The 23,432-nt window shown below is 59.8% G+C and carries 20 protein-coding genes; 5 read left to right on the top strand and 15 right to left on the bottom strand.

Annotated features, from left to right (window positions below):
• Positions 1–51 precede the first annotated feature (51 nt).
• The 3 genes from rpoD to rpsU all read right to left on the bottom strand — a co-directional run bounded on the left by rpoD (position 52) and on the right by rpsU (position 4,623).
• The gene (gene rpoD / locus CD58_RS26045; protein ID WP_025215807.1) at positions 52–1,899 is read right to left on the bottom strand and encodes an RNA polymerase sigma factor RpoD; all 1,848 of its coding nucleotides are present in this window, start codon (positions 1,897–1,899) and stop codon (positions 52–54) included.
• A 67-nt stretch (positions 1,900–1,966) separates the two neighbouring features.
• Complete coding sequence (dnaG, locus tag CD58_RS26040) at positions 1,967–3,925, bottom strand: DNA primase (protein ID WP_025215806.1); 1,959 nt, start codon at positions 3,923–3,925, stop codon at positions 1,967–1,969.
• Between the two features lie 482 nt (positions 3,926–4,407).
• Positions 4,408–4,623, bottom strand: a complete 216-nt coding sequence (gene rpsU / locus CD58_RS26035; protein WP_002551877.1) for a 30S ribosomal protein S21 — start codon at positions 4,621–4,623, stop codon at positions 4,408–4,410.
• A gap of 199 nt (positions 4,624–4,822) precedes the next feature.
• Here rpsU and tsaD point away from each other — a divergent pair, with 199 nt between their 5' ends.
• A complete protein-coding gene (gene tsaD / locus CD58_RS26030) occupies positions 4,823–5,848 on the top strand; it encodes a tRNA (adenosine(37)-N6)-threonylcarbamoyltransferase complex transferase subunit TsaD (RefSeq protein ID WP_025215805.1) in 1,026 nt (341 codons plus the stop codon).
• A gap of 8 nt (positions 5,849–5,856) precedes the next feature.
• Here the strand turns inward: tsaD and plsY are convergent, their stop codons facing one another.
• A complete protein-coding gene (gene plsY, locus CD58_RS26025) occupies positions 5,857–6,426 on the bottom strand; it encodes a glycerol-3-phosphate 1-O-acyltransferase PlsY (protein WP_025215804.1) in 570 nt (189 codons plus the stop codon).
• Positions 6,427–6,500: 74 nt separating this feature from the next.
• On the opposite strand from plsY, the gene folB reads away from it, so the two are divergent.
• Both folB and folK read left to right on the top strand, forming a co-directional pair.
• Positions 6,501–6,854 (top strand): dihydroneopterin aldolase, encoded by a 354-nt coding sequence (gene folB / locus CD58_RS26020; RefSeq protein WP_025215803.1) that lies wholly within the window; start codon positions 6,501–6,503, stop codon positions 6,852–6,854.
• Positions 6,845–7,363, top strand: coding sequence for a 2-amino-4-hydroxy-6-hydroxymethyldihydropteridine diphosphokinase (folK, locus tag CD58_RS26015; protein ID WP_025215802.1), 519 nt, complete (start codon positions 6,845–6,847; stop codon positions 7,361–7,363). Before folB ends, folK begins: the two co-directional genes overlap by 10 nt.
• Positions 7,364–7,516: 153 nt before the next feature.
• Here folK and CD58_RS26010 read toward each other — a convergent pair whose 3' ends face one another.
• The 11 genes from CD58_RS26010 to CD58_RS25960 all read right to left on the bottom strand — a co-directional run bounded on the left by CD58_RS26010 (position 7,517) and on the right by CD58_RS25960 (position 21,607).
• Positions 7,517–8,743: a multifunctional CCA addition/repair protein gene (locus CD58_RS26010; protein ID WP_025215801.1), complete on the bottom strand. Its 1,227-nt coding sequence runs from the start codon at positions 8,741–8,743 to the stop codon at positions 7,517–7,519.
• Positions 8,744–8,806: 63 nt separating this feature from the next.
• Positions 8,807–10,372, bottom strand: a complete 1,566-nt coding sequence (locus tag CD58_RS26005; protein ID WP_025215800.1) for a SpoVR family protein — start codon at positions 10,370–10,372, stop codon at positions 8,807–8,809.
• Entirely contained in the window at positions 10,369–11,640 is a 1,272-nt protein-coding gene (locus CD58_RS26000) for a YeaH/YhbH family protein (RefSeq protein WP_025215799.1), read from the bottom strand. The genes CD58_RS26005 and CD58_RS26000 overlap by 4 nt, the downstream gene beginning before the upstream one ends.
• Before the next feature lie 112 nt (positions 11,641–11,752).
• Positions 11,753–13,675, bottom strand: coding sequence for a PrkA family serine protein kinase (locus CD58_RS25995; RefSeq protein WP_025215798.1), 1,923 nt, complete (start codon positions 13,673–13,675; stop codon positions 11,753–11,755).
• A gap of 299 nt (positions 13,676–13,974) precedes the next feature.
• The gene (gene glpE, locus CD58_RS25990) at positions 13,975–14,304 is read right to left on the bottom strand and encodes a thiosulfate sulfurtransferase GlpE (RefSeq protein ID WP_025215797.1); all 330 of its coding nucleotides are present in this window, start codon (positions 14,302–14,304) and stop codon (positions 13,975–13,977) included.
• A gap of 33 nt (positions 14,305–14,337) precedes the next feature.
• Complete coding sequence (locus tag CD58_RS25985; protein WP_025215796.1) at positions 14,338–15,216, bottom strand: symmetrical bis(5'-nucleosyl)-tetraphosphatase; 879 nt, start codon at positions 15,214–15,216, stop codon at positions 14,338–14,340.
• Complete coding sequence (apaG, locus tag CD58_RS25980) at positions 15,216–15,596, bottom strand: Co2+/Mg2+ efflux protein ApaG (protein WP_025215795.1); 381 nt, start codon at positions 15,594–15,596, stop codon at positions 15,216–15,218. The genes CD58_RS25985 and apaG overlap by 1 nt, the downstream gene beginning before the upstream one ends.
• Before the next feature lie 114 nt (positions 15,597–15,710).
• Positions 15,711–16,529, bottom strand: a complete 819-nt coding sequence (gene rsmA / locus CD58_RS25975) for a 16S rRNA (adenine(1518)-N(6)/adenine(1519)-N(6))-dimethyltransferase RsmA (RefSeq protein ID WP_025215794.1) — start codon at positions 16,527–16,529, stop codon at positions 15,711–15,713.
• Positions 16,526–17,515, bottom strand: coding sequence for a 4-hydroxythreonine-4-phosphate dehydrogenase PdxA (pdxA, locus tag CD58_RS25970; RefSeq protein ID WP_025215793.1), 990 nt, complete (start codon positions 17,513–17,515; stop codon positions 16,526–16,528). Before pdxA ends, rsmA begins: the two co-directional genes overlap by 4 nt.
• Positions 17,512–18,828 carry a peptidylprolyl isomerase gene (locus tag CD58_RS25965; RefSeq protein ID WP_038436953.1) on the bottom strand — a complete coding sequence of 439 codons (1,317 nt, stop codon included), beginning with the start codon at positions 18,826–18,828 and terminating at the stop codon, positions 17,512–17,514. Before CD58_RS25965 ends, pdxA begins: the two co-directional genes overlap by 4 nt.
• Positions 18,809–21,607 carry an LPS-assembly protein LptD gene (locus CD58_RS25960; RefSeq protein ID WP_025215791.1) on the bottom strand — a complete coding sequence of 933 codons (2,799 nt, stop codon included), beginning with the start codon at positions 21,605–21,607 and terminating at the stop codon, positions 18,809–18,811. The genes CD58_RS25965 and CD58_RS25960 overlap by 20 nt, the downstream gene beginning before the upstream one ends.
• Before the next feature lie 130 nt (positions 21,608–21,737).
• On the opposite strand from CD58_RS25960, the gene CD58_RS25955 reads away from it, so the two are divergent.
• Complete coding sequence (locus CD58_RS25955) at positions 21,738–22,763, top strand: aminoglycoside phosphotransferase family protein (protein ID WP_025215790.1); 1,026 nt, start codon at positions 21,738–21,740, stop codon at positions 22,761–22,763.
• Positions 22,760–23,431 carry an N-acetylmuramate alpha-1-phosphate uridylyltransferase MurU gene (gene murU, locus CD58_RS25950; RefSeq protein ID WP_025215789.1) on the top strand — a complete coding sequence of 224 codons (672 nt, stop codon included), beginning with the start codon at positions 22,760–22,762 and terminating at the stop codon, positions 23,429–23,431. Before CD58_RS25955 ends, murU begins: the two co-directional genes overlap by 4 nt.
• The last annotated feature ends 1 nt before the right edge of the window (position 23,432 follow it).

Here is a 23,432-nt window from a genome sequence, read left to right as displayed (position 1 = left end):
GGATTTTATCTGCACATAACAAAACCCCCGGCAGGGCCGGGGGTTTGAAGGTCACTCGTCGAGGAAGGAGCGCAGATGCTCGCTTCGCGTCGGGTGGCGCAGTTTGCGCAACGCCTTGGCTTCGATCTGACGAATCCGCTCACGGGTAACATCGAACTGCTTACCAACCTCCTCGAGGGTGTGGTCGGTATTCATGTCGATGCCAAAGCGCATGCGCAGTACCTTGGCTTCACGCGCTGTGAGGCCGGAGAGTACTTCGCGAGTCGCTTCCTTGAGGCTCTCAACGGTGGCGACATCGATCGGAGACTGCATGGTGGAGTCTTCGATGAAGTCACCCAGATGGGAGTCTTCGTCATCACCGATCGGGGTTTCCATGGAGATCGGCTCTTTGGCGATCTTCAGTACCTTGCGGATCTTGTCCTCAGGCATTTCCATGCGTTCGCCCAGCTCTTCCGGAGTCGGTTCGCGACCCATTTCCTGCAACATCTGCCGGGAAATACGGTTGAGCTTGTTGATCGTCTCGATCATGTGCACCGGGATACGGATGGTGCGGGCCTGGTCGGCGATCGAGCGAGTGATCGCCTGACGGATCCACCAGGTGGCATAAGTCGAGAACTTGTAGCCGCGACGGTATTCGAACTTGTCCACCGCTTTCATCAGGCCGATGTTGCCTTCCTGGATCAGATCGAGGAATTGCAGGCCGCGGTTGGTGTACTTCTTGGCGATGGAGATCACCAGACGCAAGTTCGCTTCGACCATCTCTTTCTTCGCGCGGCGGGCCTTGGCCTCGCCGATCGACATGCGACGGTTGATGTCCTTGATCTCGGCGATGGTCAGGCCGGTTTCGGTCTCCAGCGCGCTCAGTTTCTGCTGGCAACGAATGATGTCCGGTTGCAGGCGACCAATGGCTTCAGCGTATTTGCTTTTGCCTTTGGCCAGTGCATCGGTCCAGCTTTCGTCGATTTCGTGGCCAGGGAACTGACGCAGGAAATCGGCACGCGGCATGCGGGCATCACGCACGCAAAGTTGCATGATCGCGCGCTCTTGCTGACGCAGACGATCCAGGGCACTGCGAACACGCTCCACCAGGCCTTCGAACTGCTTAGGCACCAGTTTGATCGGCATGAACAGCTCGGCCAGCGCCAACAGCTCGGCTATCGCCTGCTTGTTGTTGCGACCGTGCTTTTTCAGCGCCTTGCGGGTGATTTCCATCTGGTCGGCCACAGCGCCGAAACGCTGCGCAGCGATGACCGGATCCGGACCGCTTTCGGCTTCTTCCTCGTCGTCGCTGGCTTCGGCGTCGTCGTCATCGGTTTCGTCGTCGGCCTTGACGGCTTTCGCATCGATTGGCGGCGGCACTTCGGCGGCAGGCGGCGCAATGCCGTCGTCCGGGTCGATGTAACCACTCAGAACGTCGGACAGGCGGCCACCTTCGGTGGTGACGCGGGTGTACTCGGAGAGAATATGGTCAACCGTGCCAGGGAAGTGCGCGATTGCGCCCATCACTTCACGGATGCCTTCTTCAATACGCTTGGCGATTTCGATTTCGCCTTCACGTGTGAGGAGCTCTACCGTACCCATTTCACGCATATACATGCGCACGGGGTCGGTGGTGCGACCAATGTCGGTCTCGACCGCTGCCAACGCTGCAGCCGCTTCTTCAGCGGCCGCCTCGTCGGTATCGGCGTCGGCCAGCATAAGGGCATCCTTATCTGGAGCAACCTCGAATACGTTGATCCCCATGTCGTTGATCATGCGGATGATGTCTTCCACCTGTTCCGGATCTGAAATATCCTCCGGCAGGTGGTCGTTGACCTCCGCGTAAGTCAGGTAACCCTGCTCACGACCCAATAGGATCAACTCTTTGATACGAGACTGCTGTTGCGCTTTTCCGGACATAACACCCTATCCACTGAAGGTCTTGGCGGGCAAAAAACAAGCCGAGGATTATACCTGAGCTGTGACCTCACGCGCCAGTTGAGGTCGGGTTTGATGCGCAAACATTGCGGCTGAGTAAGTCGCGCAATTGGTTTTTCTCTTCGCTGGTCAACTCGCTCTGGCGAGCTTTTCGCAGAAGTTGTTCCAGATTTCGCTCGCGTTGGCGGGCGGACAAGCTAGTAATGGTGTCGAAAAACTGTTGTTCAAGGTTGTCTCCTTTAATCAGCCATTCCTTCTCGGCCAGGGCCTTCAACAGGCGTCCCTGCTCAGTGCCGTGCCACCGTGCAATCAACTGGAAAGAGTTTAGCTTGGGGTTCTTCTGCACGGCTTCAAGGAGTGCGACCAGCAATTGCGTATTGCTGTGGTCCTCGGCGGCGAAGTGTCCTGCGTCCTCGACTTTCTCAGCCAGCTGCGGGTGGTGCAGCAAGGTGCGCAGAGCGGCCAGTGTCGGTGGTTCGACGGCGGCCGGCACGCGCGGGGCACGTGGCGCGTCGCGATCGCCGCGCTTGCCATTCTTGTCCCAGGGTTTTTTGTCCCATTTCTTGCCGCCGCTACCGGGTTTTTTCGGTGTCCATTCCTGTTGCGGCGCGTAATCCTGCTGAGGTTGATGATAGTCGGCGAAGTCCGGCATCGCGTCGTAATCGATGCCCGGGTCATAAGCCGGTGGCGCTTCCTGGGGGGCGCTATGGACCAGCTGATTGACCGCTTCGCTGTTGAGGCCGGTGATTTCGGTCAGGCGCTGGCGCATCAGTGTGCGCAGATTGGCGCCGGGCACCTTGTCGATCAGCGGTGCCGCGAGGGTGGCCATATGCGCCTTGCCCTCGAGAGAGCGTGGGTCGGCCTCTTCGGTCAATTGCTGGAAAAAATAATCGGCCAATGGTTGCGCGTGCTGGTTGATTCGCGCACGGAACGCATCGGTGCCTTCGGAGCGCACCAGGGTGTCCGGGTCCTCGCCCTCGGGCAGGAATAGAAAGCGTGCCCGACGGCCGTCCTGCAGGCACGGCAAGGTGGCTTCCAGTGCGCGCCAGGCGGCGTTGCGACCGGCCTGGTCGCCGTCGAAGCAAAACAATACGTTGGGCACGACGCGAAACAGGCGTTTCATGTGCTCTTCGCTGGTGGCCGTGCCCAGGGTTGCGACGGCATTGCGCAAGCCTTGCTGCGCCAGGGCAATCACGTCCATGTAGCCTTCGACGACAATGATCTCGTCGAGGTTGCGGTTGTTCTTGCGTGCTTCGTACAGGCCGTAGAGCTCCTGGCCCTTATGGAAAACCGGGGTTTCCGGGGAGTTCAGGTATTTGGGCTTGTCGTCGCCCAGCACTCGGCCACCGAAAGCAATGATCCGCCCGCGCGAGTCGCGGATCGGGAACATCACCCGGTCACGAAAGCGGTCGTAGCGCTTGCCGGTTTCGGCATTCTCGATCAGCAGGCCAGCATCGATCATGGCGCGTTGCTGCAGCGTGTCACTGCTCAGGTGCCTATAGAGATTGTCCCAGCCGGGCGGAGCGAAGCCGAGTCCAAAGTCCCGGGCGATTTCGCCGGTCAGGCCGCGACCCTTGAGGTAATCGACCGCCGCCTTGCGTGACGGATGGCTTTTGAGGGCTTGGCGATAAAAATCGGCGGCCGCAGTCAACAGCGGATAGAGCGGCGAGTCGGTCGGTTGACGCGGTTTGTGCTGTCGACCGCTCTCCTCGCGGGGAATTTCCATGCCGGCGGCTTTGGCCAGTTCTTCGACGGCCTGGGGGAAGTCCAGGTTGTCGTGGTCCATGATGAAGCCGAGGGCGTTACCGCCAGCGCCGCAGCCGAAGCAGTAGTAGAACTGCTTGTCGGGGCTGACGCTGAAGGAGGGGGTTTTTTCTTTGTGAAACGGACAGCAGGCCGTGTAGTTCTTGCCCGCTTTCTTCATTTGCAGGCGAGAGCTGACCACGTCGACGATGTCGGTGCGGTTCAGGAGGTCGTCAATAAAGCTCTGGGGAATCAGCCCGGCCATGGCGTTCTCATCATCACTGCGCGAAATATGGACCCGAAATCGGCAGGCGTAACCGGGTCTGGGTTTGAGGCACGCTGAATCGGTGGCTCGACCGGGTCGTCTGCATTATCGCTGTCGGGAAGTGTATCTGCCGATAATCCACTGACGTTAATAACTATCAGTATTCGACTGTTTGAATGTGTTGCGCTGAGTCCGGTAACGGCCGGTCAGGCCTCGGATAGCTCAATGAAGCGGGCACGCAAGCAGGTGCCTTGGGCTGATCGTCGTTAGAGGAATCAGGGGTGTGCTCGTCAGTAGCCTTGGTAGGCTCGTCAGAAGAGACGTGCACCGCTGGCAAAAGAGCCAGGTCTGACGTGGGTGAAGCAGGTTGTCGTGGTCGCATCTGCGACTTTGACGGTGAAGCATCAAGCGTTATTCCGCAAATGCCATAAGCCCGGCTTGAGGGCCGGGCTTGGCAGAAGCTTGCTACGGACGTCTGTGTATTAGTACAGACGTACGGCGCGGCGCTGTTCGCGCTGAACTTTCTTGGCGTGACGCTTAACAGCGGCTGCTGCTTTACGCTTACGCTCAGAAGTCGGCTTCTCGTAGAATTCGCGGCTACGAACTTCAGCCAGAACACCGGCTTTTTCGCAGGAGCGCTTGAAACGACGCAGAGCTACGTCGAAGGGTTCGTTCTCTTTTACTTTGACGGCTGGCATCCAGAGCTACCTTCATTCATTACCGGGGTCAACATCCTCGTGGCAAAAGAGCACTTGAAGACGTCGGTTTTTAAGGGTTGCGGATGTTAACCCCTCATCGCTCGGAATGCAAAGCCTCTGATCGAAAACCGCTGGCCGGGGCACAACGCGGCGACTATTATGCGCGCCTTCGAATTCAGCCTCTACAAGGCGCAAACCCATGCTAGTACTGGGATTAGAAACCTCCTGCGACGAAACCGGCGTTGCACTCTACGACAGTGAGCGTGGCTTGCTGGCCGATGCGCTGTTCAGTCAGATCGACCTGCACCGCGCCTACGGTGGCGTGGTGCCCGAGCTTGCGTCCCGCGACCACGTCAAGCGCATGCTGCCCCTGATCCGCCAGGTCCTGGCCGAAGCTGGCAGTGTGCCGACCGAGATCGATGCCATCGCCTACACCGCCGGGCCGGGCCTGGTGGGCGCGCTGCTGGTAGGCGCGTCTTGTGCCCAGGCGCTGGCGTTTGCCTGGGGCATCCCGGCCCTTGGCGTGCATCACATGGAAGGCCACCTGCTGGCACCGATGTTGGAGCCGCAGCCACCGCAATTTCCGTTCGTCGCTTTGTTGGTGTCGGGCGGTCATACGCAGTTGGTTCGGGTCGATGGAATCGGCCAATACGCGCTGTTGGGCGAAACCCTTGACGACGCCGCCGGCGAAGCTTTCGACAAAACCGCGAAAATGATGGGCCTCAATTACCCTGGCGGGCCGGAAATCGCGCGGCTTGCAGCTCAAGGCCTTGACGGGCGTTTCGTGTTTCCGCGTCCGATGTGCGACCGACCAGGCCTGGATTTCAGTTTCAGCGGCCTGAAAACCTTTGCCCTGAACACCTGGCAGCAATGCGTCAGGGCTGGGGACGACAGTGAGCAAGTCCGTTGCGACATCTCGCTGGCGTTCCAGCAGGCCGTGGTGGAGACTTTGACCATCAAGTGCAAGCGCGCCCTGAAGCAGGCCGGACTCAAGCGCCTGGTGATCGCCGGCGGCGTGAGTGCGAACAAGGCGTTGCGAATATCGCTGGAGAAAATGCTCGGCGACATGAAGGGCGACGTTTACTACGCCAGGCCGGAGTTCTGTACCGATAACGGCGCGATGATTGCCTTTGCTGGCTGTCAGCGCTTGCAGGCTGGCCAGCATGAAAGCCTGGCGATCAGTGTCCAGGCTCGTTGGCCGATGGAGCAGTTGCCGCCGCTGTGAAGCGACATTTAAAAATGCCGTTCGCGCCCGGCGAACAGGTCGCGTAGATTGCCCCGGTGGCGCCAGACGATCAGTGCAACGAGTGCGCTCATCGGCAGCAAGGCGGCCGGTTCCTGCCAGGCCAGTAGCGGCAGGGTCAGCGGTGTGGCGATCAGCGCGGCCAGTGAGCTGGTGCGGGTCAGGTAGAACGTCAGCAGCCAGGCGCAGACCGCCAGCAAGGCGGCGGGCGGATACAGGCCCAGCAGCATGCCGGCAGCGGTGGCGACACCCTTGCCGCCGCGAAAGCGAAAGTAAACTGGAAACAGATGACCGATGACCGCGCAGACGCCGATCCAGGCCTGTTGCTGCAACGAGAGCCCTGCAAGGCTGGCGATCAATACCGGGAAAAGGCCTTTGCAGAGGTCGCCAAGCAGGGTCAGGACGGCGAGTTTGCGTCCGGCCAGGCGCAGCATGTTGGTGGCACCGGCATTGCCTGAGCCACTCATTCGCGGATCCGGGCGACCGGTCAGGCGGCTGAGCAAAATGGCAAAGGACAGCGAGCCGAGCAGGTAGGCGAGAATCGCCAGTAACCAAAACATGCTAACTATTCCGGGCGAGGACGCCCTGATTCTAACGGCGCATTGCGCCCTTGTCGTGCTGCGGAGAAGAGTGCTTGGACAGAGTGTTTATCGAGGGCCTGGAAGTCGACACGGTAATCGGTGCCTACGACTGGGAACGAGGCATCCGACAGTGTCTGCGGCTTGATCTGAGTTTCGCTTGGGACAACCGCCCGGCCGCCGCAGGCGATGACCTGACCCTGGCGCTCGACTACGCCAGCGTATCGTCGCGCATCCAGTCGTTTGCCGAGCTGGCGCAGTTCCAGTTGGTCGAAACCTTCGCCGAGCGACTGGCCCAAGAATTGATGGACGAATTCGAGATCACCTGGCTGCGTCTGAAAGTGACCAAGCCCGGTGCCGTGCCGGCGGCCAGCGGTGTTGGCGTGGAGATCGAGCGCGGATGTCGCTGACTCAGGTTTTTCTCGGGCTCGGCAGCAATGTCGAGCGCGAAACCCATTTGTGCGCCGGTCTTGAAGCCCTGGCTGGCTTCCTGGTGGACATGCGCTGTTCGGCCGTGTTCGAGAGCCAGCCAGTGGGGATCAAGAGCGGGCCGTTCTTCAACTTCGTCGTGTCGGCCTTCACTGATCTGCCGCTGATGGAGCTGGATCGTCGCCTCAAGTTCATTGAGGCCGACAACGGTCGTTATGCGCCGGATCGCAAGGGGCTGCCGCTGGATATCGACGTGCTGTTGTATGGCGAGCGGGTCGGTAACTTCGACGGGCTGATCCTGCCGCGCGCCGAGATCCTCAAGAACGCCTTTGTTCTGTGGCCTTTGTCGTTGATCGCGCCGGATCGGATTCATCCTGGCGTAGGCAAAAGCTTCGCTACGTTGTGGGATGAGTCGCAGATTGATCAGGTATTGGCGCCGGTGGCGTTTGAGTGGCGAGGCCAGCCGCTTACGCCGTCCAACCTGCTGTGAGGCGTCTGCCATCATCGCGAGCAAGCTCGCTCCCACACTGGATCTCGGTCCAATACAAGGTATGTGTCCATTGAGACGCTAATGTGGGAGCGAGCTTGCTCGCGATGACGATGGCACATCCACTGCAAATGCCAAGCTGACACGAAGCCCCCGTCAGCTCGCCGCTTCCTTGTAGGCTTTCAATGCCTTTAGCCGCTCGCGCTTGATCGCCTCACCCAGTTCCGGACCTTTGAAGCCTTTTTCCAGCAAAGGTTGGACCGCCACCCCACGGGCCGCCGCAGCCGCTCCGCGCAGATACTCAGCCTGTGGATAACTTCTGTCTTCAAGCCCCTTGCGGCCCCGCGCATCCATCTCACAGGCCGCGATGAATTCCTCGAAGCGCTGAGGCCGGCGGTACACATCAAAACTCTGCAGCAGCTCAAGCAAGGTAGAAGCCTTCAGCTCAAGTGCGCGATGACCATGGGTGTGGTATTGGCCGACCAGCAGCGCCAACTCCTGACAGTCGCGGGGCGCCTTGAAGCGCTCGTTGACCGCTTTGATCAGTTTCAAGCCCTTGTGCTCATGGGCGATGTGTCGTGGCCATTCGTGTTCGGGTGTCAGGCCTTTCCCCAAGTCGTGTAGCAGGCACGCCCAGCGGACTGTCAGAGGCTGCCGGTGCAGCGCTGCCTGTTCCAGCACGCTCAGGGTGTGCAGGCCAGTGTCGATTTCCGGGTGATGGGCTTCAGGCTGCGGCACGCCAAACAGTGCGTCGACTTCGGGCATCAAGACCTTGAGGGCGGCGCAGTCGCGCAGGACCTGAATAAAGACTTGCGGTTGGTTTTCCATGAGGGCACGGGAAATTTCTTTCCAGCTGCGCTCGGCGGTCAACGCTTCCAGTTCGCCGGAATCACTGAGCTGACGCATCAGCTCAAGGGTTTCGTTGGCCACCTTGAAGCCCTGGGGAGCATAGCGTGCGGCGAAACGGGCAACCCGCAGCACTCGGAGGGGATCTTCGGCAAATGCGGGGGAAACGTGGCGAAGAATGCGGGCTTCGAGGTCGCGCTGGCCGTGGTACGGATCAGTGAGATGGCCGTTGTCGTCTTCAGCCATGGCGTTGATCGTAAGGTCTCTGCGGATCAGGTCTTCTTCGAGGGTCACTTCAGGGCTGGCGTGGAAAATGAAGCCGCCATAGCCCCGACCGCTTTTGCGTTCGGTGCGGGCGAGGGCGTATTCCTCACCGGTCTTGGGGTCGAGGAACACAGGGAAATCAGCCCCTACGGGGCGAAATCCCTTGGCAAGCATTTCCTCGGCGGTGGCACCCACCACAACCCGATCAATATCAGTGACGGGGATGCCCAGCAGGCGATCGCGAACGGCGCCGCCGACTTTATAGATCTGCATAAAAAACCTCCGTTGGTCCGACAGGATAACCTTTGCGCCGGACGTTCGGAGGTGAAAACGGGATCAAAGATGAATGACGGCCAAGTCCAGGCGGCCATAGTCTCCTTCGGTTTGCTCGGTTCGAGGCGGTACGTGATGAGTCTTCATCACTTGGTCGCCTTGCAGGGTCTCCAGGTGGATGTCGAACCCCCAGAGACGGTGCAAGTGCTTGAGCACTTCATCGGTGGAGTCACCCAGCGGTTTGCGGTCGTGCGCCTGGTGGCGCAGGGTCAGCGAACGATCTCCCCGGCGGTCGATGCTGTAGATCTGCACGTTGGGCTCGCGATTGCCCAGGTTGTATTGCGCTGCCAGGGTTTCGCGGATGATGCGATAACCGCCTTCGTCATGAATAGCCGGTACCAACAGGTCATCTTTCTGGTCGTCATCAAGGATGCTGAACAGTTTCAGGTCGCGGATCACCTTGGGCGAGAGGTACTGCAGGATAAAGCTCTCGTCCTTGAAGCTGCTCATGGCGAACTTGATAGCGGACAACCAGTCCGAGCCCGCGATATCCGGGAACCAGCGGCGATCCTCTTCAGTGGGGTGTTCGCACATGCGGCGGATGTCGCGGTACATGGCAAAGCCCAGCGCGTAAGGGTTGATCCCGCTGTAGTACGGGCTGTCGAAGCCGGGCTGGAACACCACGCTGGTATGGGACGTCAGGAACTCCATCATGAAGCCGTCGGTGACCAGGCCCTCGTCGTACAGATCGTTCATCAGCGTGTAATGCCAGAACGTGGCCCAGCCCTCGTTCATGACCTGGGTCTGGCGCTGTGGATAGAAATACTGGGCGATCTTGCGCACGATGCGCACGATTTCCCGCTGCCATGGCTCCAGCAGCGGCGCATGTTTTTCAATGAAATAGAGGATGTTTTCCTGCGGTTCGGCAGGGAAACGCGCGTTGTCTTTTTCGCTGTACTTGTCAGCGCCTTTGGGAATGGTGCGCCACAAGTCGTTGATTTGCTTTTGCAGGTGTTCTTCACGATCTTTTTGGCGACGGCGCTCTTCTTCGGCTGAAATCGGATACGGTCGTTTGTAACGGTCCACGCCGTAGTTCATCAAGGCGTGGCAGGAATCCAGCAGATCCTCCACCGCGTCGATGCCATGGCGCTCTTCGCATTGCATGATGTACTGCTTGGCGAACACCAGGTAATCAATGATCGAGCTGGCGTCGGTCCAGGTACGGAACAGGTAGTTGCCCTTGAAGAAGCTGTTGTGGCCGTAGCAGGCATGCGCCACCACCAAGGCCTGCATGCAGATGGTGTTTTCTTCCATCAGATAGGCAATGCACGGGTCGGAGTTGATCACGATCTCGTAGGCCAGCCCCATCTGGCCGCGGCTGTAGGATTTCTCGGTACTAAGGAAATGTTTGCCGTAGGACCAGTGGTGATAACCCAGCGGCATGCCGACCGACGCGTAGGCGTCCATCATCTGCTCGGCGGTGATCACCTCGATCTGGTTCGGGTACGTGTCCAGGGCATACCGGTCCGCGATACGGCTGATTTCGCGGTCGTAGGCCTGGATCAGCTCGAACGTCCATTCGGAGCCGGTGGAAATGGGCTGGCGCTTCTGCTCTTTTTTGGCGGTCATGTCACTAACCTGCGCTGGAAGAGTTCACGGAAGACCGGGTAGATATCCCCGGCCGAGACCAGTTGCTGTTGAGCAAATGTGTCGGAAAAAGCTTCGGCAATGCGTTCGTATTCGTACCACAACGCCTGATGTTCCCGTGGAGTAATTTCCACATAGGTGTAGTACTGGACGAACGGCATGATCTGGTTGATCAGGATGTCACGGCAGATCGGCGAGTCGTCGTTCCAGTTGTCACCGTCGGACGCCTGGGCTGCATAGATGTTCCATTCATTGGCCGGATAGCGCTCGGCCATGATCTCCTGCATCAGCTTCAGGGCGCTGGAAACGATAGTGCCGCCGGTTTCCCTGGAGTAGAAAAACTCCTCCTCGTCCACTTCCCGGGCGCTGGTGTGGTGGCGGATGAACACCACGTCGATCTTGTCGTAGTTCCGCTTGAGGAACAGGTACAGCAGGATGAAGAAGCGCTTGGCAATGTCCTTGGTCGCCTGGGTCATGGAGCCGGACACGTCCATCAGGCAGAACATCACGGCCTTGGAGCTGGGGTTGGGCTGTTTCACCAGCAAGTTGTACTTGAGGTCGAAAGTATCGAGGAACGGTACGCGATGGATGCGTGCGCTGAGTTTCTCGATTTCCGCTTCAAGGTCCTGAATGTCGCCGAAATTGTCGGGTTCTTCGCGCTTGAGGCGAGCCAGTTCTTCCTTGACCTCCCGCAGTTTGGCCCGGCTGCTGCCCGACAGCGCAATGCGCCGGGCATGGGCCGAACGAAGTGTTCGGATGATATTGATGCGTGAAGGATTACCTTCGTTGCTGATGCCGGCGCGTACGGTCTTGAAGGTGTCGGTGCCCGTCAGGTTGCGCTTGACCAGGTTCGGCAGTTCCAGGTCTTCGAACATGAACTCCAGGAATTCCTCCTGGGTGATCTGGAACACGAATTCATCCATGCCCTCGCCGGAGTTACCGGCCTTGCCGGGTCCTTTGCCGCCGCCTCCACCCTGCGGACGAGGGATGTGCTCGCCACTGGTGAATTCCTTGTTGCCGGGATGCACCACCGTCTGTTTGCCGCCGCGACCATGGTGAAGCACCGGCTCATCGATGTCGCGGCCGGGAATGCTGATTTGTTCGCCATGCTCCATGTCGGTAATGGAACGCCGGCTAACCGCTTCTTCGACGGCCTTCTTGATGTGGTCACGGTAACGCCGCAGGAAACGCTGGCGGTTCACCGTGCTCTTGTTCTTGCCATTAAGGCGTCGGTCGATCACATAGCTCATAGGCCCCTCCGGGGGAGCTTCAAGTCGTAAGCCTCAGGCGGCAAGGGGATAGCGCCGAGCCATGGGCCCAACGCTGTTCCCTCGCAGCTTGTTGCTAGAAGCTTGCCGCTGCTTATTGCGATTTCCGGACCCGCAGGTACCACTCGGAGAGCAGCCGTACCTGTTTGTCGGTGTAGCCACGTTCGACCATGCGTGTGACGAAGTCGTTGTGTTTTTGCTGGTCCTCCTTGCTGGCCTTGGCGTTGAAGCTGATGACGGGCAGCAGGTCTTCGGTGTTGGAGAACATTTTCTTCTCGATCACCACCCGCAGCTTTTCATAGCTGAGCCAGGTTGGGTTCTTGCCATTGTTATTGGCCCGGGCGCGCAACACGAAGTTGACGATTTCGTTACGGAAATCCTTCGGATTGCTGATGCCGGCCGGTTTCTCGATTTTTTCCAGCTCTTCGTTCAGCGCTACGCGGTTGAGGATTTCGCCGGTTTCCGGATCGCGGTATTCCTGGTCCTGGATCCAGAAGTCCGCGTACAGCACGTAGCGGTCGAAGATGTTCTGGCCGTACTCGCTGTAGGACTCCAGGTAGGCAGTCTGGATTTCCTTGCCGATGAACTCGATGTAGCGCGGGGCCAGGTATTCCTTGAGGAATCGCAGATAACGCTCGCGGGTTTCCGCCTGGAACTGTTCCTGCTCGATCTGTTGTTCCAGCACATACAGCAGATGCACCGGGTTGGCCGCGATCTCATGGGGGTCGAAGTTGAAGACCTTGGAAAGAATCTTGAACGCGAAACGAGTGGATAGGCCGTTCATGCCTTCATCGACCCCTGCGTTGTCGCGGTACTCCTGGATCGATTTGGCCTTTGGATCGGTGTCCTTGAGGTTTTCACCGTCATACACCCGCATCTTCGAATAGATGTTGGAGTTTTCCGGCTCCTTGAGGCGCGACAGCACGGTGAACTGGGCGAGCATCTTCAGCGTGTCGGGCGCGCAGTGGGCCTTGGACAGCGAGCTGTTGAACAGCAGCTTGTCGTAGATCTTCACCTCATCGGTGACTCGCAGGCAGTACGGCACCTTGACGATGTAGATCCGGTCGATGAAGGCTTCGTTGTTCTTGTTGTTGCGGAAGGTATGCCATTCCGACTCGTTGGAGTGGGCCAGCAGGATCCCGGTGAACGGAATGGCTCCCAGGCCCTCAGTGCTGTTGTAGTTGCCTTCCTGGGTTGCGGTCAGCAGCGGGTGCAGCACTTTGATGGGCGCCTTGAACATCTCGACGAATTCCATCAGGCCCTGGTTGGCCCGGCACAGTGCACCTGAATAGCTGTAGGCGTCGGCATCGTTCTGTGGATATTCTTCCAGCTTGCGGATATCGACTTTACCCACCAGGGCCGAAATGTCCTGGTTGTTTTCGTCCCCCGGTTCGGTCTTGGCTACCGCGATCTGGTTAAGGATCGAGGGGTAGAGCTTGACCACCCGGAACTGACTGATGTCGCCGCCGAACTCGGACAGGCGCTTGGTGGCCCATGGCGACATGATGGTACTGAGGTAGCGGCGTGGAATACCGAAGTCTTCCTCGAGGATCGCGCCGTCCTCGGTGGCGTTGAACAACCCCAAGGGCGATTCGAACACCGGTGAGCCCTTGATCGCATAGAAGGGCACTTTCTCGATCAGTTGCTTGAGCTTTTCGGCCAGGGACGATTTACCGCCACCGACGGGACCGAGCAGATAGAGGATTTGTTTCTTCTCTTCCAGGCCTTGGGCGGCGTGGCGGAAATAGGACACGATCTGATCGATGCATTCTTCCATCCCGTGGAAGTCTTCAAAGGCCGGATAGCGGCGAATCACCTTGTTGGAGAAGATCCGCGAAAGCCTCGAGTTGGCCGAGGTATCCAGCAGTTCCGGTTCTCCGATTGCCAGCAACAGACGCTCCGCAGCCGATGCATAGGCGCTGCGGTCCTGCTTGCAGAGTTCGAGGTATTCCTGCAGCGAGTATTCCTCCTGCCGCGTGGACTCGAAACGTTGCTGGAAGTGGCTAAAAATGCTCATGACGTCACCTCGCTCGATACGTGGAGCCGGTGGCGGATCAATCAGTCGATGCTGGTCAGCCGCTGGGAACCCAGCTGCCGTTTACCCCCCAGAATGCTTCCAGGAATACAGGCTCCTGAACGCTTACTCCCGATGACCCGTGCGCCGGTGTACCGGCTCTCCCCTGTTTTGGATGGCCTGTGGCTAAGGATAGTTCGGAATCGGAGAGGTAAAGGTGGAATGCGTAATTAGTTGTGGCAGACCGTTCGTCTGCCAGCGCCCAAGCCCACGGTTCACGCGGGCTTGGGCGGCATAAAAAATTATTCCTGAGTGCCTTGCGCGGTTTCCGAAGGATAAGCCAGGCGCCACAGCTCAAAACCGCCGTCCAGGCTGTAGACGTCGGTGAAACCCTGGCTGACCAGATAGGCGGCTGCGCTCTGGCTGGAGTTGCCGTGATAGCAGACCACGACGGTCGGTGCGTCGAGGTCGGCGGCACGGATGAAGTCGGCGATGGAGTGGTTATCCAGGTGGGTGGAGCCACTGATATGCAGGGCGGCAAATGTGGCTGGGTCGCGGACATCGACAACGACCGCGCCTTGCTCGCGCAGGATCTGGGCCTGGTCCGGGGGGATACGTTTGAATTCGCTCATGTAGGACTCCTGTAGCCTGAAGCGCAGCGCCGGTCAAACGGCGGTGCCGGCCGACAATGGTGCAGTGGTCGGGTGGTGATGGGATTTGGCATGGCCCCGTTCGTCGCAATCGCAACGCAATTGCTCGCCGGTGTCGACGTTCATCAGCGTCATCGCGCTGCCCCACACGCAGCCGGTATCGAGGGCGAAAACCCCGGGTTCGTCGCTTTGGCCTTCAAGCGACGCCCAGTGACCGAAAATGACTTTCAGGTTACGGGTCTTGCGTTCCTTGTGCTTGAACCAGGGGGCATAGCCGGGTGGTGCCGTTTCGATGCCTTCCTTGCTCTTGAGGTCAAGCTTGCCGTCGCGGGTGCAGAAGCGCATGCGGGTGAAATAGTTGGTGATGACTCGAAGGCGCGCAGCTCCCGTGAGGTTGCTGTCCCATTTGACGGGTTCGTTGCCATACATGCCATCCAGATAGGGGGCGAACAGGTTGTCGTCACGCAACGCCTGTTCAACCTCGCCGGCGCATTTGAGTGCCTTGCGCAGAGACCACTGGGGCGGAATGCCTGCATGAACCAGCGCCAGGTTGCGTTGCTCGTCGTAGTGCATGAGCTTCTGCTGACGCAGCCATTCCAGCAGTTCAACGCAATCAGGGGCGTCGAGGATTTCGCTCAGGGTATCGGATTTTTTCAGGCGCTCGATGTTTTGCCAGGCTGCCAGCAGGTGCAGGTCGTGGTTGCCGAGCACACAGACCAGCGACTGGCGGATGCCATAGAGAAAACGCAAGGTCTCAAGCGATTGCGGGCCACGGTTGACCAGGTCGCCCACCAGCCACAGCGTGTCTTTCTGCGGATCGAAGGCGACCCGTTCCAGCAGGCACTTGAGTGGATCGAGGCAGCCTTGCAGGTCGCCGACCGCATACGTGGCCATCAGTGCAAGGCTCCGGGTACCGCGAGGCGAAAGGGCTTGATGATGGCATCGAAGCGTTTGCCGTCCTCGGCCAGCATCAGGTAGGTGCCCTGCATGGTGCCGACCTTGGTCGTCATCACCGTCCCGCTGCTATAACTGTGGCTTTTACCGGCCTCAATCAGCGGCTGTTGACCGACGACCCCTTCACCACGCACTTCTTCGACATGCCCATCGCCGTCGGTGATGACCCAGTGCCGCGACAGTAGCCTGGCTGGCAAAGAGCCGTTATTGCGCACAGTGATGTTGTAGGCAAAAGCGAAACGGTTATGTTCGGGTTGCGACTGTTCTGCCAGAAAACGGGTGGTGACGCTGACGTCGACCTGATAACGAGGATCAGACATGCAAGAAGGCCTTAAAAGCGAAGCGGGACGCGGGCGTAGCTGACGAAGTCAGTCTAGGCCAAGTATCGGGTAGTAGACCAGAGTAGCGCCTCACCCGATAGGCATCATCGTCCGTCAGTTGGCGTCGTCTTTCAGTGCGGCTTGTTCGCTGAGCTTGTCGGCCAGGCGCACGAAAGCCGCCAGGTCCAACTGTTCGGGACGCAAGCTGCCGTCGACGCCAGCGGCTTCGATTTCGGCGCTGCTGAGCAGTAGTTTCAAGGTGTTGCGAAGGGTTTTTCGACGTTGGTTGAACGCTTCGCGTACCACGCGCTCCAGCAGCCGATGATCCTTGGCCGGGTGCGGGAGGACCGCATGGGGCACCAGGCGGACGATGGCCGAATCGACTTTCGGCGGTGGGTTGAACGCCCCGGGGCCAACGTTGAACAGGTGTTCGACCCGGCAATGGTACTGGACCATGATCGACAGGCGACCCCAGTCACCACCGCCAGGGCCGGCGGCAAGACGCTCGACCACTTCTTTCTGCAGCATGAAATGCATGTCGCGGATCAGCCCGGCGTTGCTCAGCAGGTGGAAGATCAGGGGCGTGGAGATGTTGTACGGCAGGTTCCCGACCACCCGCAGGCTATTCGGCGCGGCGTTCAGGCTGTTGAAGTCGAACTTCAGTGCGTCGCCCTGGTGCAGGTTGAAATTGCTCTTGCCGGCGAATTGCTGGTTGAGGATCGGGACCAGATCCTTGTCCAGTTCCACCACGTCCAGTTGCGCGCCGCTGTCGAGCAGGCCTTCGGTCAGGGCGCCCTGGCCCGGGCCGATTTCCAGCAGGCGCTCGGCGGGCTTGGCATTGATGGAGCGCAGGATGTGATCGATCACGCCAGGGTCATGCAGGAAGTTCTGGCCGAAGCGCTTGCGCGCGCGGTGTTGGTATTGCTCGGTCATAAATGGGTCTCGGCCATCTGGTAGGCGGTTTCCAGCGCGACTTGCAGGCTGCCGGTATCAATTTTTCCGCTGCCGGCCAGGTCCAGGGCGGTGCCATGGTCCACTGAGGTACGGATGATCGGCAGGCCCAACGTCACGTTGACGGCCGCACCGAAGCCTTTGTACTTCAGCACGGGCAGGCCCTGGTCGTGGTACATCGCCAGCACTGCGTCGCAGTGCTCCAGGTATTTGGGGGTAAACAGAGTGTCGGCAGGCAGCGGGCCACGAAGGTCCATGCCCTCGCTGCGCAAGCGCTCCAATGTGGGTTCTATGATGTCGATTTCTTCGCGGCCCAAGTGACCGCCTTCACCGGCATGGGGGTTGAGCCCGCACACCAGGATACGGGGCCGGGCAATGCCGAACTTTTCCTGCAGGTCAGCATGCAGGATCCGGGTGACCCGCTCCAGGCGTTCCGGGGTGATGGCGTCGGCGATGTCCCGCAAGGGCAGGTGAGTGGTCACCAGGGCCACGCGCAGGCCGCGAGTGGCGAGCATCATCACCACTTGCGCGGTGTGGGTCAGGTCTGCCAGGAACTCGGTATGCCCGGAGAAGGCAATCCCGGAATCATTGATCACACCCTTGTGCACCGGTGCGGTAATCATCCCTGCGAAAGCCCCGTCCAGGCAGCCCTGGCCGGCGCGGGTCAGGGTCTCGAGGACGAACGCCGCGTTGGCCTGGTCCAGCTGCCCGGTGACGACCGGAGCGCCCAAAGGCGTATCCCAGACATACAGGCTGTTGGCGGGCGCCGGGATATCCGGCCAGGCGCTCGGCGACACTGGCAACAAGTCGACGACCACCCCCAGCTGCGCGGCCCGCTCAAGGAGCAGGTCGCGGCTGGTGATGGCAATCAGAGGATGTGGCTGGGGTTGCGAGGCGAGCAGCAGGCACAGGTCGGGACCAATGCCAGCGGGCTCGCCGGGGGTCAGCGCGAAACGCTTGGGTTTCACTGCGCTGCCTGGTCTGCACCAGGGAGTTTGATTTCAACGTAGGCTTCGTCGCGAATCTGACGCAGCCAGGTTTGCAGCTCTTCGTCGTATTTGCGGTTACGCAGTACCGTCATCGCCTGTTGTTCGCGAGCCTGGGTGGTGCTGTCGGTGGCGCGACGGCCAAGGACTTCCAGTACGTGCCAGCCATAAGGGCTCTTGAACGGCTTGGACAGCTGGCCTTGCGGCGTGTCGGCCATGACCTGGCGGAACTCGGGGACCAGTGCGTTCGGATCAACCCAATTCAGGTCGCCACCGTTGAGTGCTGAGCCCGGGTCTTCCGAGAAGCTCTTGGCCAGTTCGGCGAAATCTTCGCCCGCTTCGATGCGGTCGTAGAGTTTCTCGGCCAGGCGCTTGGTTTCAGCTTCGCTGCGGATTTCGCTGGGCTTGATCAGAATGTGGCGAACATGCACTTCGTCACGCACCTGGGTGCCGCCACCGCGTTTTTCCAGCACTTTGAGGATGATGAAGCCGCCGGGCGTACGCGCTGGCTGGGTGATGTCACCTACTGCCATGCTGCTCAATTCGCGGTCGAACGGTGGTGGCAGTTGGGCGGGTTTGCGCCAGCCCATGTCGCCGCCTTCCAAGGCGTTGTCGCTGCCCGACTTGGCAATGGCAAGCTGAGCGAAGTCGGCGCCTTGCTTGAGCTGCTGGTAGATGTCCATCGCCTGGCGGTAAGCCGACTGAATGGCTTCGGAGTTGGCGCTTTCAGGTGTAGGGACCAGGATGTTCGCCAAGTGCAGTTCTTCGGAAAGCTGCATCTTGCCCAGGTCAGAGGCGAGGAAGTTCTTCACTTCCTGCTCGGACACCTGGATGCGCTCGGCTACACGGCGCTGGCGCACACGGCTGATGACCATCTCGCGGCGGATCTGGTCACGAGCGTCCTCATAAGAGAGGCCATCGTGCGCCAGGGCGGCGCGGAACTGGTCGATGGTCATGTTGTTGCGCTGGGCAATGGTGCCAACGGCCTGGTTCAGTTCCTCATCGGTGATGCGAATGCCAGAGCGCTCGCCGATCTGCAATTGCAGGTTTTCGACGATCAGGCGTTCGAGCACTTGTTGGTCCAGCACGCCCGGTGGCGGCTGGCCACCGCCGCGCTTGGCGATGGTTTGCTGCACCTCATGGACGCGCTGATCCAGCTGGCTCTGCATGACCACGTCGTTGTCGACAATGGCCACCACTTTATCGATGGACTGTACCGCGCCGTTGGCCGCGGTACCCAGGAACAGCGCGCCCAGCATCAGCGGGCGCAGACAATCAGAAAGCTTGATCTTCACGTTCACGATAACCTTGGATGCCTTTGTCGAGGAAGCTCTCTACCTTGGCGCCGGTGAGGCCGCCGAGTCCCTTCAGAACAATTTGGAGGAAGACGCCGTGGTCGCCTTTTTCGTTTTCCGGGGCGGCTTGACTGAACTCTTCATAGTCGACCCAGTAACGGTTGATCAGGCGCAGTTTCCAGCAGCAGTTGTCGTATTCGAAACCACCGAAGGCTTCCAGGGTACGGTTGCGGTTGTAGTCATACTGCCAGCGGCTGATCACGTTCCACTGCGGCACGATTGGCCAGATGACCGAGAAATCGTGCTGTTTGATCTTGTAGTAATCCTTCACGTAGTTCGCTGAACCCGGTGTGCCATAGTCGCCGCCGCCCACGGACCACTGACCGGTGGTCTCGTCGTAACGAACCTGGTCATTGCGATAGCGATAACCGGCGTTGATGACCTTGTTCGGGTTGTCTTCCGGCTGGTAGTGGAACATCGCGCTGCCCGAGCGAGGGCTGTGGGTATCCGGGTCCCAGTTGTAGGTCGCGGTGGTGCGCCAGTCGCGGTTCCAGCGGAACTCGTATTCCAGGGCATAAGGCGACACGTCGGACTTGGCGTCTTCGCGGGTCTTGAAGTCGATACCCGGCAACTGGACTTCGCGATCCTTGAAGTAAAGCGCCTGGCCGACGCTGACGCGTTGGCGCTCGAAGCCGTTTTCTTCGATCCAGCGGCTGGTCACGCCCAGGGACAGCTTGTTCTCGTCGCCAACCCGGTCGGAGCCGGTGAAGCGGTTGTCCCGGAACAGCGATGAATAGCTGAAAGTCGACTCGCTGGTATCGAAGACCGGAATGTCGCTCTGGTCCTTCTCCGGTACATAGAGGTAGAACAGGCGCGGTTCCAGGGTCTGGCGATAGTTGGTGCCGAACCACTGGGTATCGCGGTCGAAATACAGGCCGCTGTCGATGCTGGCGATTGGGACGCCGCGGCTCTGGCTGCCACTGTAGGTGCCTCTAAGACGGTCCTGCTCGGCGGTTTGCGAGGCGATTTGCGATTTTCCTCGGCCATCAAGATCCAGATCGTACTGCGTGTATTGATACTTGAGCGATGGCTTGATGTAGCCATAGCTCGCATTCATCGGCAGGCTCATGACGGGTGCCAGATTCAGGCGATTGCCGTTAGCCCGTGCCAAACCGCGAATGTTTGTGTCGAGAAATGGGCTCGTATTCCCATCTTCATCGCTATAGTCGCCTGTCCGCAGGTCGCGATCAAAACGTACAACCTCGGTCTTGTAAGCGAAGTCCAGGCCATACGGATGCTCGGGCAGCGAGCCGTTAAACGTGATCTGAGGCAGACGGTTGTAAGGCGTGACCTTCGAAATCGTCGCCATCTGATAAGCCTGGGCGTTCACGCGGGCGGTGTAGTTGTCGCCCCGATAGCTGACCGAACCTTGTTGATTCACATAATCCCTGGACTCGACACCGATCTGGTCGGTCTGCAAATCCTGGAAATAGTATGGGTCGCTGATCTTGGTGTAGTCGACTTCCGTCAGCACGCGCGAATCCAGCCCGCCCTTGTGCTGCCAGTTGTACATGTAGCGGGTCTTGTCGTAGTCGGTCTGCCCGCTGCGCTCATCGTCTTCGTCGTTGAGGTACGCGGCGCCGAACTGACCTTCGCTGGACTTGGTCAGGTAGCGGAACTCGCCTTCCATCAGCATGCCGCGCTTGCTCATGTAGCGCGGGTACAACGTGGCGTCGTAGTTGGGCGCCAGGTTGAAGTAGTACGGGGTGACCAGCAAGAAGCCGGTATCGCTGCCGCTGCCGATGGTCGGCGGCAGGAAGCCGGACTGGCGACGGTCGTCGATCGGGAAATAGATGTACGGCGTGTACAGGACTGGAATGTCCTTGACCCGCAGCGTCACGTTGGTCGCGGTACCGAAGCCGGTGGCCGGGTTCAGGGTGATGTTGTTGCCCTTGAGCGTCCAGGCGTTGCTGTTCGGTTCGCACGTGGTGTACGTACCGTCCTTGAGACGGATGATCGCGTTCTCGGCACGCTTGGCGTACAGCGCGTTACCGCGGATGCGCGACTTGTGCATCACGTATTCGGCGTTGTCGACCTTGGCTTCGCCAGTGTCCAGCTGTACATCGGCGTGGTCGCCGACGATCAGTGCACCATTGTCGCGAACCCGCACGTTGCCGTTCAGCTCGCCACGGTTCTCGGCCTGGTACAGGCTGGCCTCGTCGGCCTCGACCTGCATGCTGCCCTGACGCATGACCACGTCACCGGCCAGGGTCGCGACCTGCTGTTCCTGCTCGTAGCGCGAAGCCTTGGCACCGAGGAAAGTCGGCGCGTCGCTTTTAGCCGTCTTGTCGTTCATGCCAGGACGGGTCGGCTCGATATAGGCGCCCGAGCAGTAAGGACCGGTTTCAGCCAATTGCGCAGGCGTGAGGTTCTCGCGTGGAACCCAGTCCAGGTGACTGTAGTCTGCACTGCGTGACTTCAGGCCGCGGCCCTTGGCTTCGGTGACCAGGATCGGCTTGTCGCCGGCTTGTTCACCCGAACCGGCGTCGGCCGGAGCGTCGCCGCTGTCGGCGACCGCGCTACCGTCATGCACTGGACGTGGCGGCAATGCAGCGGCCGGCGTCTTGGGTGAGCAGTCCCAGGCACCCGAAGCGGAGACGGAGCAGTCATACTGCTGCGCCGCGACGACGAATGAAGAGGCCAGGGGTTGCAGGGCCAGCAGACTGCCGGTGACCAGCAACGGAAATTTTTTACGAAACGCGGGGGATTTCAATGCCATCTTATTAGTCCGGGCTTCCTGCGTGCCATCTGCCCGCGGTGTGGGCCGCACGCCTCTCGATGGTCTGAAAAAGATGCTGGATAATAAAGCATGACCCGCTTGACGGCTAGCGCCGTCGGAGACCCTTGCAATGCCCGACCAAGATGTACGCTTGCAACACCTGAAAGTTTGGCTCGATGAACAGCTGCCGATCCTCTTTACTCAACAGGGCTGGGGTGCCGTACCCCCGGCCACGTTGACCGCGGCCAGCAGCGACGCGAGTTTCCGTCGCTATTTCCGCTGGGAAGGCGAGGGCCGTAGTTTCATCGTGATGGATGCGCCACCGCCCCAGGAAAACTGCAAACCTTTCGTGGATATCGCTTTTTTGCTGGCGAAATCCGGCATCAACGTGCCAAAAATTTACGCCGAAGACCTCGATCGCGGGTTTCTTTTGCTCAATGACCTGGGCAACCAGACCTATCTGGATGTGATCAACGGCGACAATGCCGACGATTTATTCCGCGATGCGTTGCAAGCGTTGCTGGCTTTCCAGCAACTGCCCATGGTGGCGCCGCTGCCCAGTTACGACGTCGCTTTGCTACGTCGGGAACTCGAGCTGTTCCCCGAGTGGTACGTCAAGCGTGAACTGGGTATCGAATTCGATTCGGCCCAGCAGCAACTCTGGAAACAGGCCAGCGACCTGCTGATCGACAGCGCCCTGGCCCAACCCAAAGTGCTGGTGCATCGCGACTACATGCCGCGCAACCTGATGCTCAGCGAGCCAAATCCCGGCGTGCTGGACTTCCAGGATGCGGTCTATGGCCCCGTCACCTACGACGTGACCTGTCTGTTCAAGGACGCCTTCCTCAGTTGGCCTGAGGCGCGCGTGCGCGGTTGGCTGGAGGATTACTGGCAGCAGGCTGGCGCCCTTGGCATCCCGGTCCAGCCGGATCTCGAGGATTTCCTGCGGGCCAGCGACTTGATGGGCGTACAGCGCCATCTCAAAGTCATCGGGATCTTCGCGCGCATTTGTCACCGTGATGGCAAGCCGCGTTACCTGGGCGATGTGCCGCGTTTCTTTGCTTATATAGACGCGGTCATTGCTCGTCGCCCCGAACTGGCGCAGCTGGACGAGCTGCTGCGCAGTCTGCGTCAAGCGGCCGGAGCGACGGCATGAAGGCGATGATCCTGGCGGCGGGCAAGGGCGAGCGCATGCGCCCCCTGACCCTCACCACACCCAAACCGTTGGTTCGCGCCGGCGGCGTGCCCTTGATTGAATACCATCTGCGGGCTCTGGCCAGGGCCGGTTTTACCGATATCGTGGTCAATCATGCCTGGCTCGGTCAGCAGATCGAAGCCTATCTGGGGGACGGCTCGCGCTTTGGCGTGAGCATTCAATTCTCGCCGGAAGGTGAGCCGCTGGAAACCGGCGGTGGAATTTTCCGGGCCTTGCCGCTGCTGGGCGATGAAGCGTTCGTGGTGGTCAATGGCGACATTTGGACCGATTACGACTTCAGCGCCTTGCGCCAACCGCTTCAAGGGCTGGCTCATCTGGTGCTGGTGGATAATCCCGAGCACCACCCGGACGGCGATTTCATCCTGGCCGACGGAAAGGTTCACGATGACGCGCCGGCTGCCGACAAACTGACGTATAGCGGCATCGCCATCCTGCACCCGCAGCTGTTCGAGGGTTGCGCGGACGGTGCATTCAGGCTCGCACCGCTGCTGCGCAAGGCCATGGCCGAGGGGCGCGTCAGTGGAGAGCACCTGAAAGGGCACTGGGTCGATGTCGGCACTCATGAACGTTTGGCGCAGGTCGAAACCTTGATAAAAGCGAGTCGTTGAT

It is taken from the genome of Pseudomonas brassicacearum (assembly GCF_000585995.1).
Lineage (GTDB): Bacteria > Pseudomonadota > Gammaproteobacteria > Pseudomonadales > Pseudomonadaceae > Aquipseudomonas > Aquipseudomonas brassicacearum_A.
This window is presented reverse-complemented; position numbering and strand designations above follow the sequence as displayed.

What these genes read in the sequence shown, in the direction of transcription:
- CD58_RS26010 (WP_025215801.1), bottom strand. Translation starts at nt 8,743, where the DNA reads ATGCAGATCTATAAAGTCGGCGGCGCCGTTCGCGATCGCCTGCTGGGC.
- rsmA (WP_025215794.1), bottom strand. Translation starts at nt 16,529, where the DNA reads ATGACCGAGCAATACCAACACCGCGCGCGCAAGCGCTTCGGCCAGAAC.
- plsY (WP_025215804.1), bottom strand. Translation starts at nt 6,426, where the DNA reads ATGTTTTGGTTACTGGCGATTCTCGCCTACCTGCTCGGCTCGCTGTCC.
- murU (WP_025215789.1), top strand. Translation starts at nt 22,760, where the DNA reads ATGAAGGCGATGATCCTGGCGGCGGGCAAGGGCGAGCGCATGCGCCCC.
- rpsU (WP_002551877.1), bottom strand. Translation starts at nt 4,623, where the DNA reads ATGCCAGCCGTCAAAGTAAAAGAGAACGAACCCTTCGACGTAGCTCTG.
- CD58_RS26000 (WP_025215799.1), bottom strand. Translation starts at nt 11,640, where the DNA reads ATGAGCTATGTGATCGACCGACGCCTTAATGGCAAGAACAAGAGCACG.
- rpoD (WP_025215807.1), bottom strand. Translation starts at nt 1,899, where the DNA reads ATGTCCGGAAAAGCGCAACAGCAGTCTCGTATCAAAGAGTTGATCCTA.
- CD58_RS25960 (WP_025215791.1), bottom strand. Translation starts at nt 21,607, where the DNA reads ATGGCATTGAAATCCCCCGCGTTTCGTAAAAAATTTCCGTTGCTGGTC.
- CD58_RS25985 (WP_025215796.1), bottom strand. Translation starts at nt 15,216, where the DNA reads ATGGCCACGTATGCGGTCGGCGACCTGCAAGGCTGCCTCGATCCACTC.
- dnaG (WP_025215806.1), bottom strand. Translation starts at nt 3,925, where the DNA reads ATGGCCGGGCTGATTCCCCAGAGCTTTATTGACGACCTCCTGAACCGC.
- tsaD (WP_025215805.1), top strand. Translation starts at nt 4,823, where the DNA reads ATGCTAGTACTGGGATTAGAAACCTCCTGCGACGAAACCGGCGTTGCA.
- glpE (WP_025215797.1), bottom strand. Translation starts at nt 14,304, where the DNA reads ATGAGCGAATTCAAACGTATCCCCCCGGACCAGGCCCAGATCCTGCGC.
- CD58_RS25995 (WP_025215798.1), bottom strand. Translation starts at nt 13,675, where the DNA reads ATGAGCATTTTTAGCCACTTCCAGCAACGTTTCGAGTCCACGCGGCAG.
- apaG (WP_025215795.1), bottom strand. Translation starts at nt 15,596, where the DNA reads ATGTCTGATCCTCGTTATCAGGTCGACGTCAGCGTCACCACCCGTTTT.
- CD58_RS25955 (WP_025215790.1), top strand. Translation starts at nt 21,738, where the DNA reads ATGCCCGACCAAGATGTACGCTTGCAACACCTGAAAGTTTGGCTCGAT.
- CD58_RS26005 (WP_025215800.1), bottom strand. Translation starts at nt 10,372, where the DNA reads ATGACCGCCAAAAAAGAGCAGAAGCGCCAGCCCATTTCCACCGGCTCC.
- folK (WP_025215802.1), top strand. Translation starts at nt 6,845, where the DNA reads ATGTCGCTGACTCAGGTTTTTCTCGGGCTCGGCAGCAATGTCGAGCGC.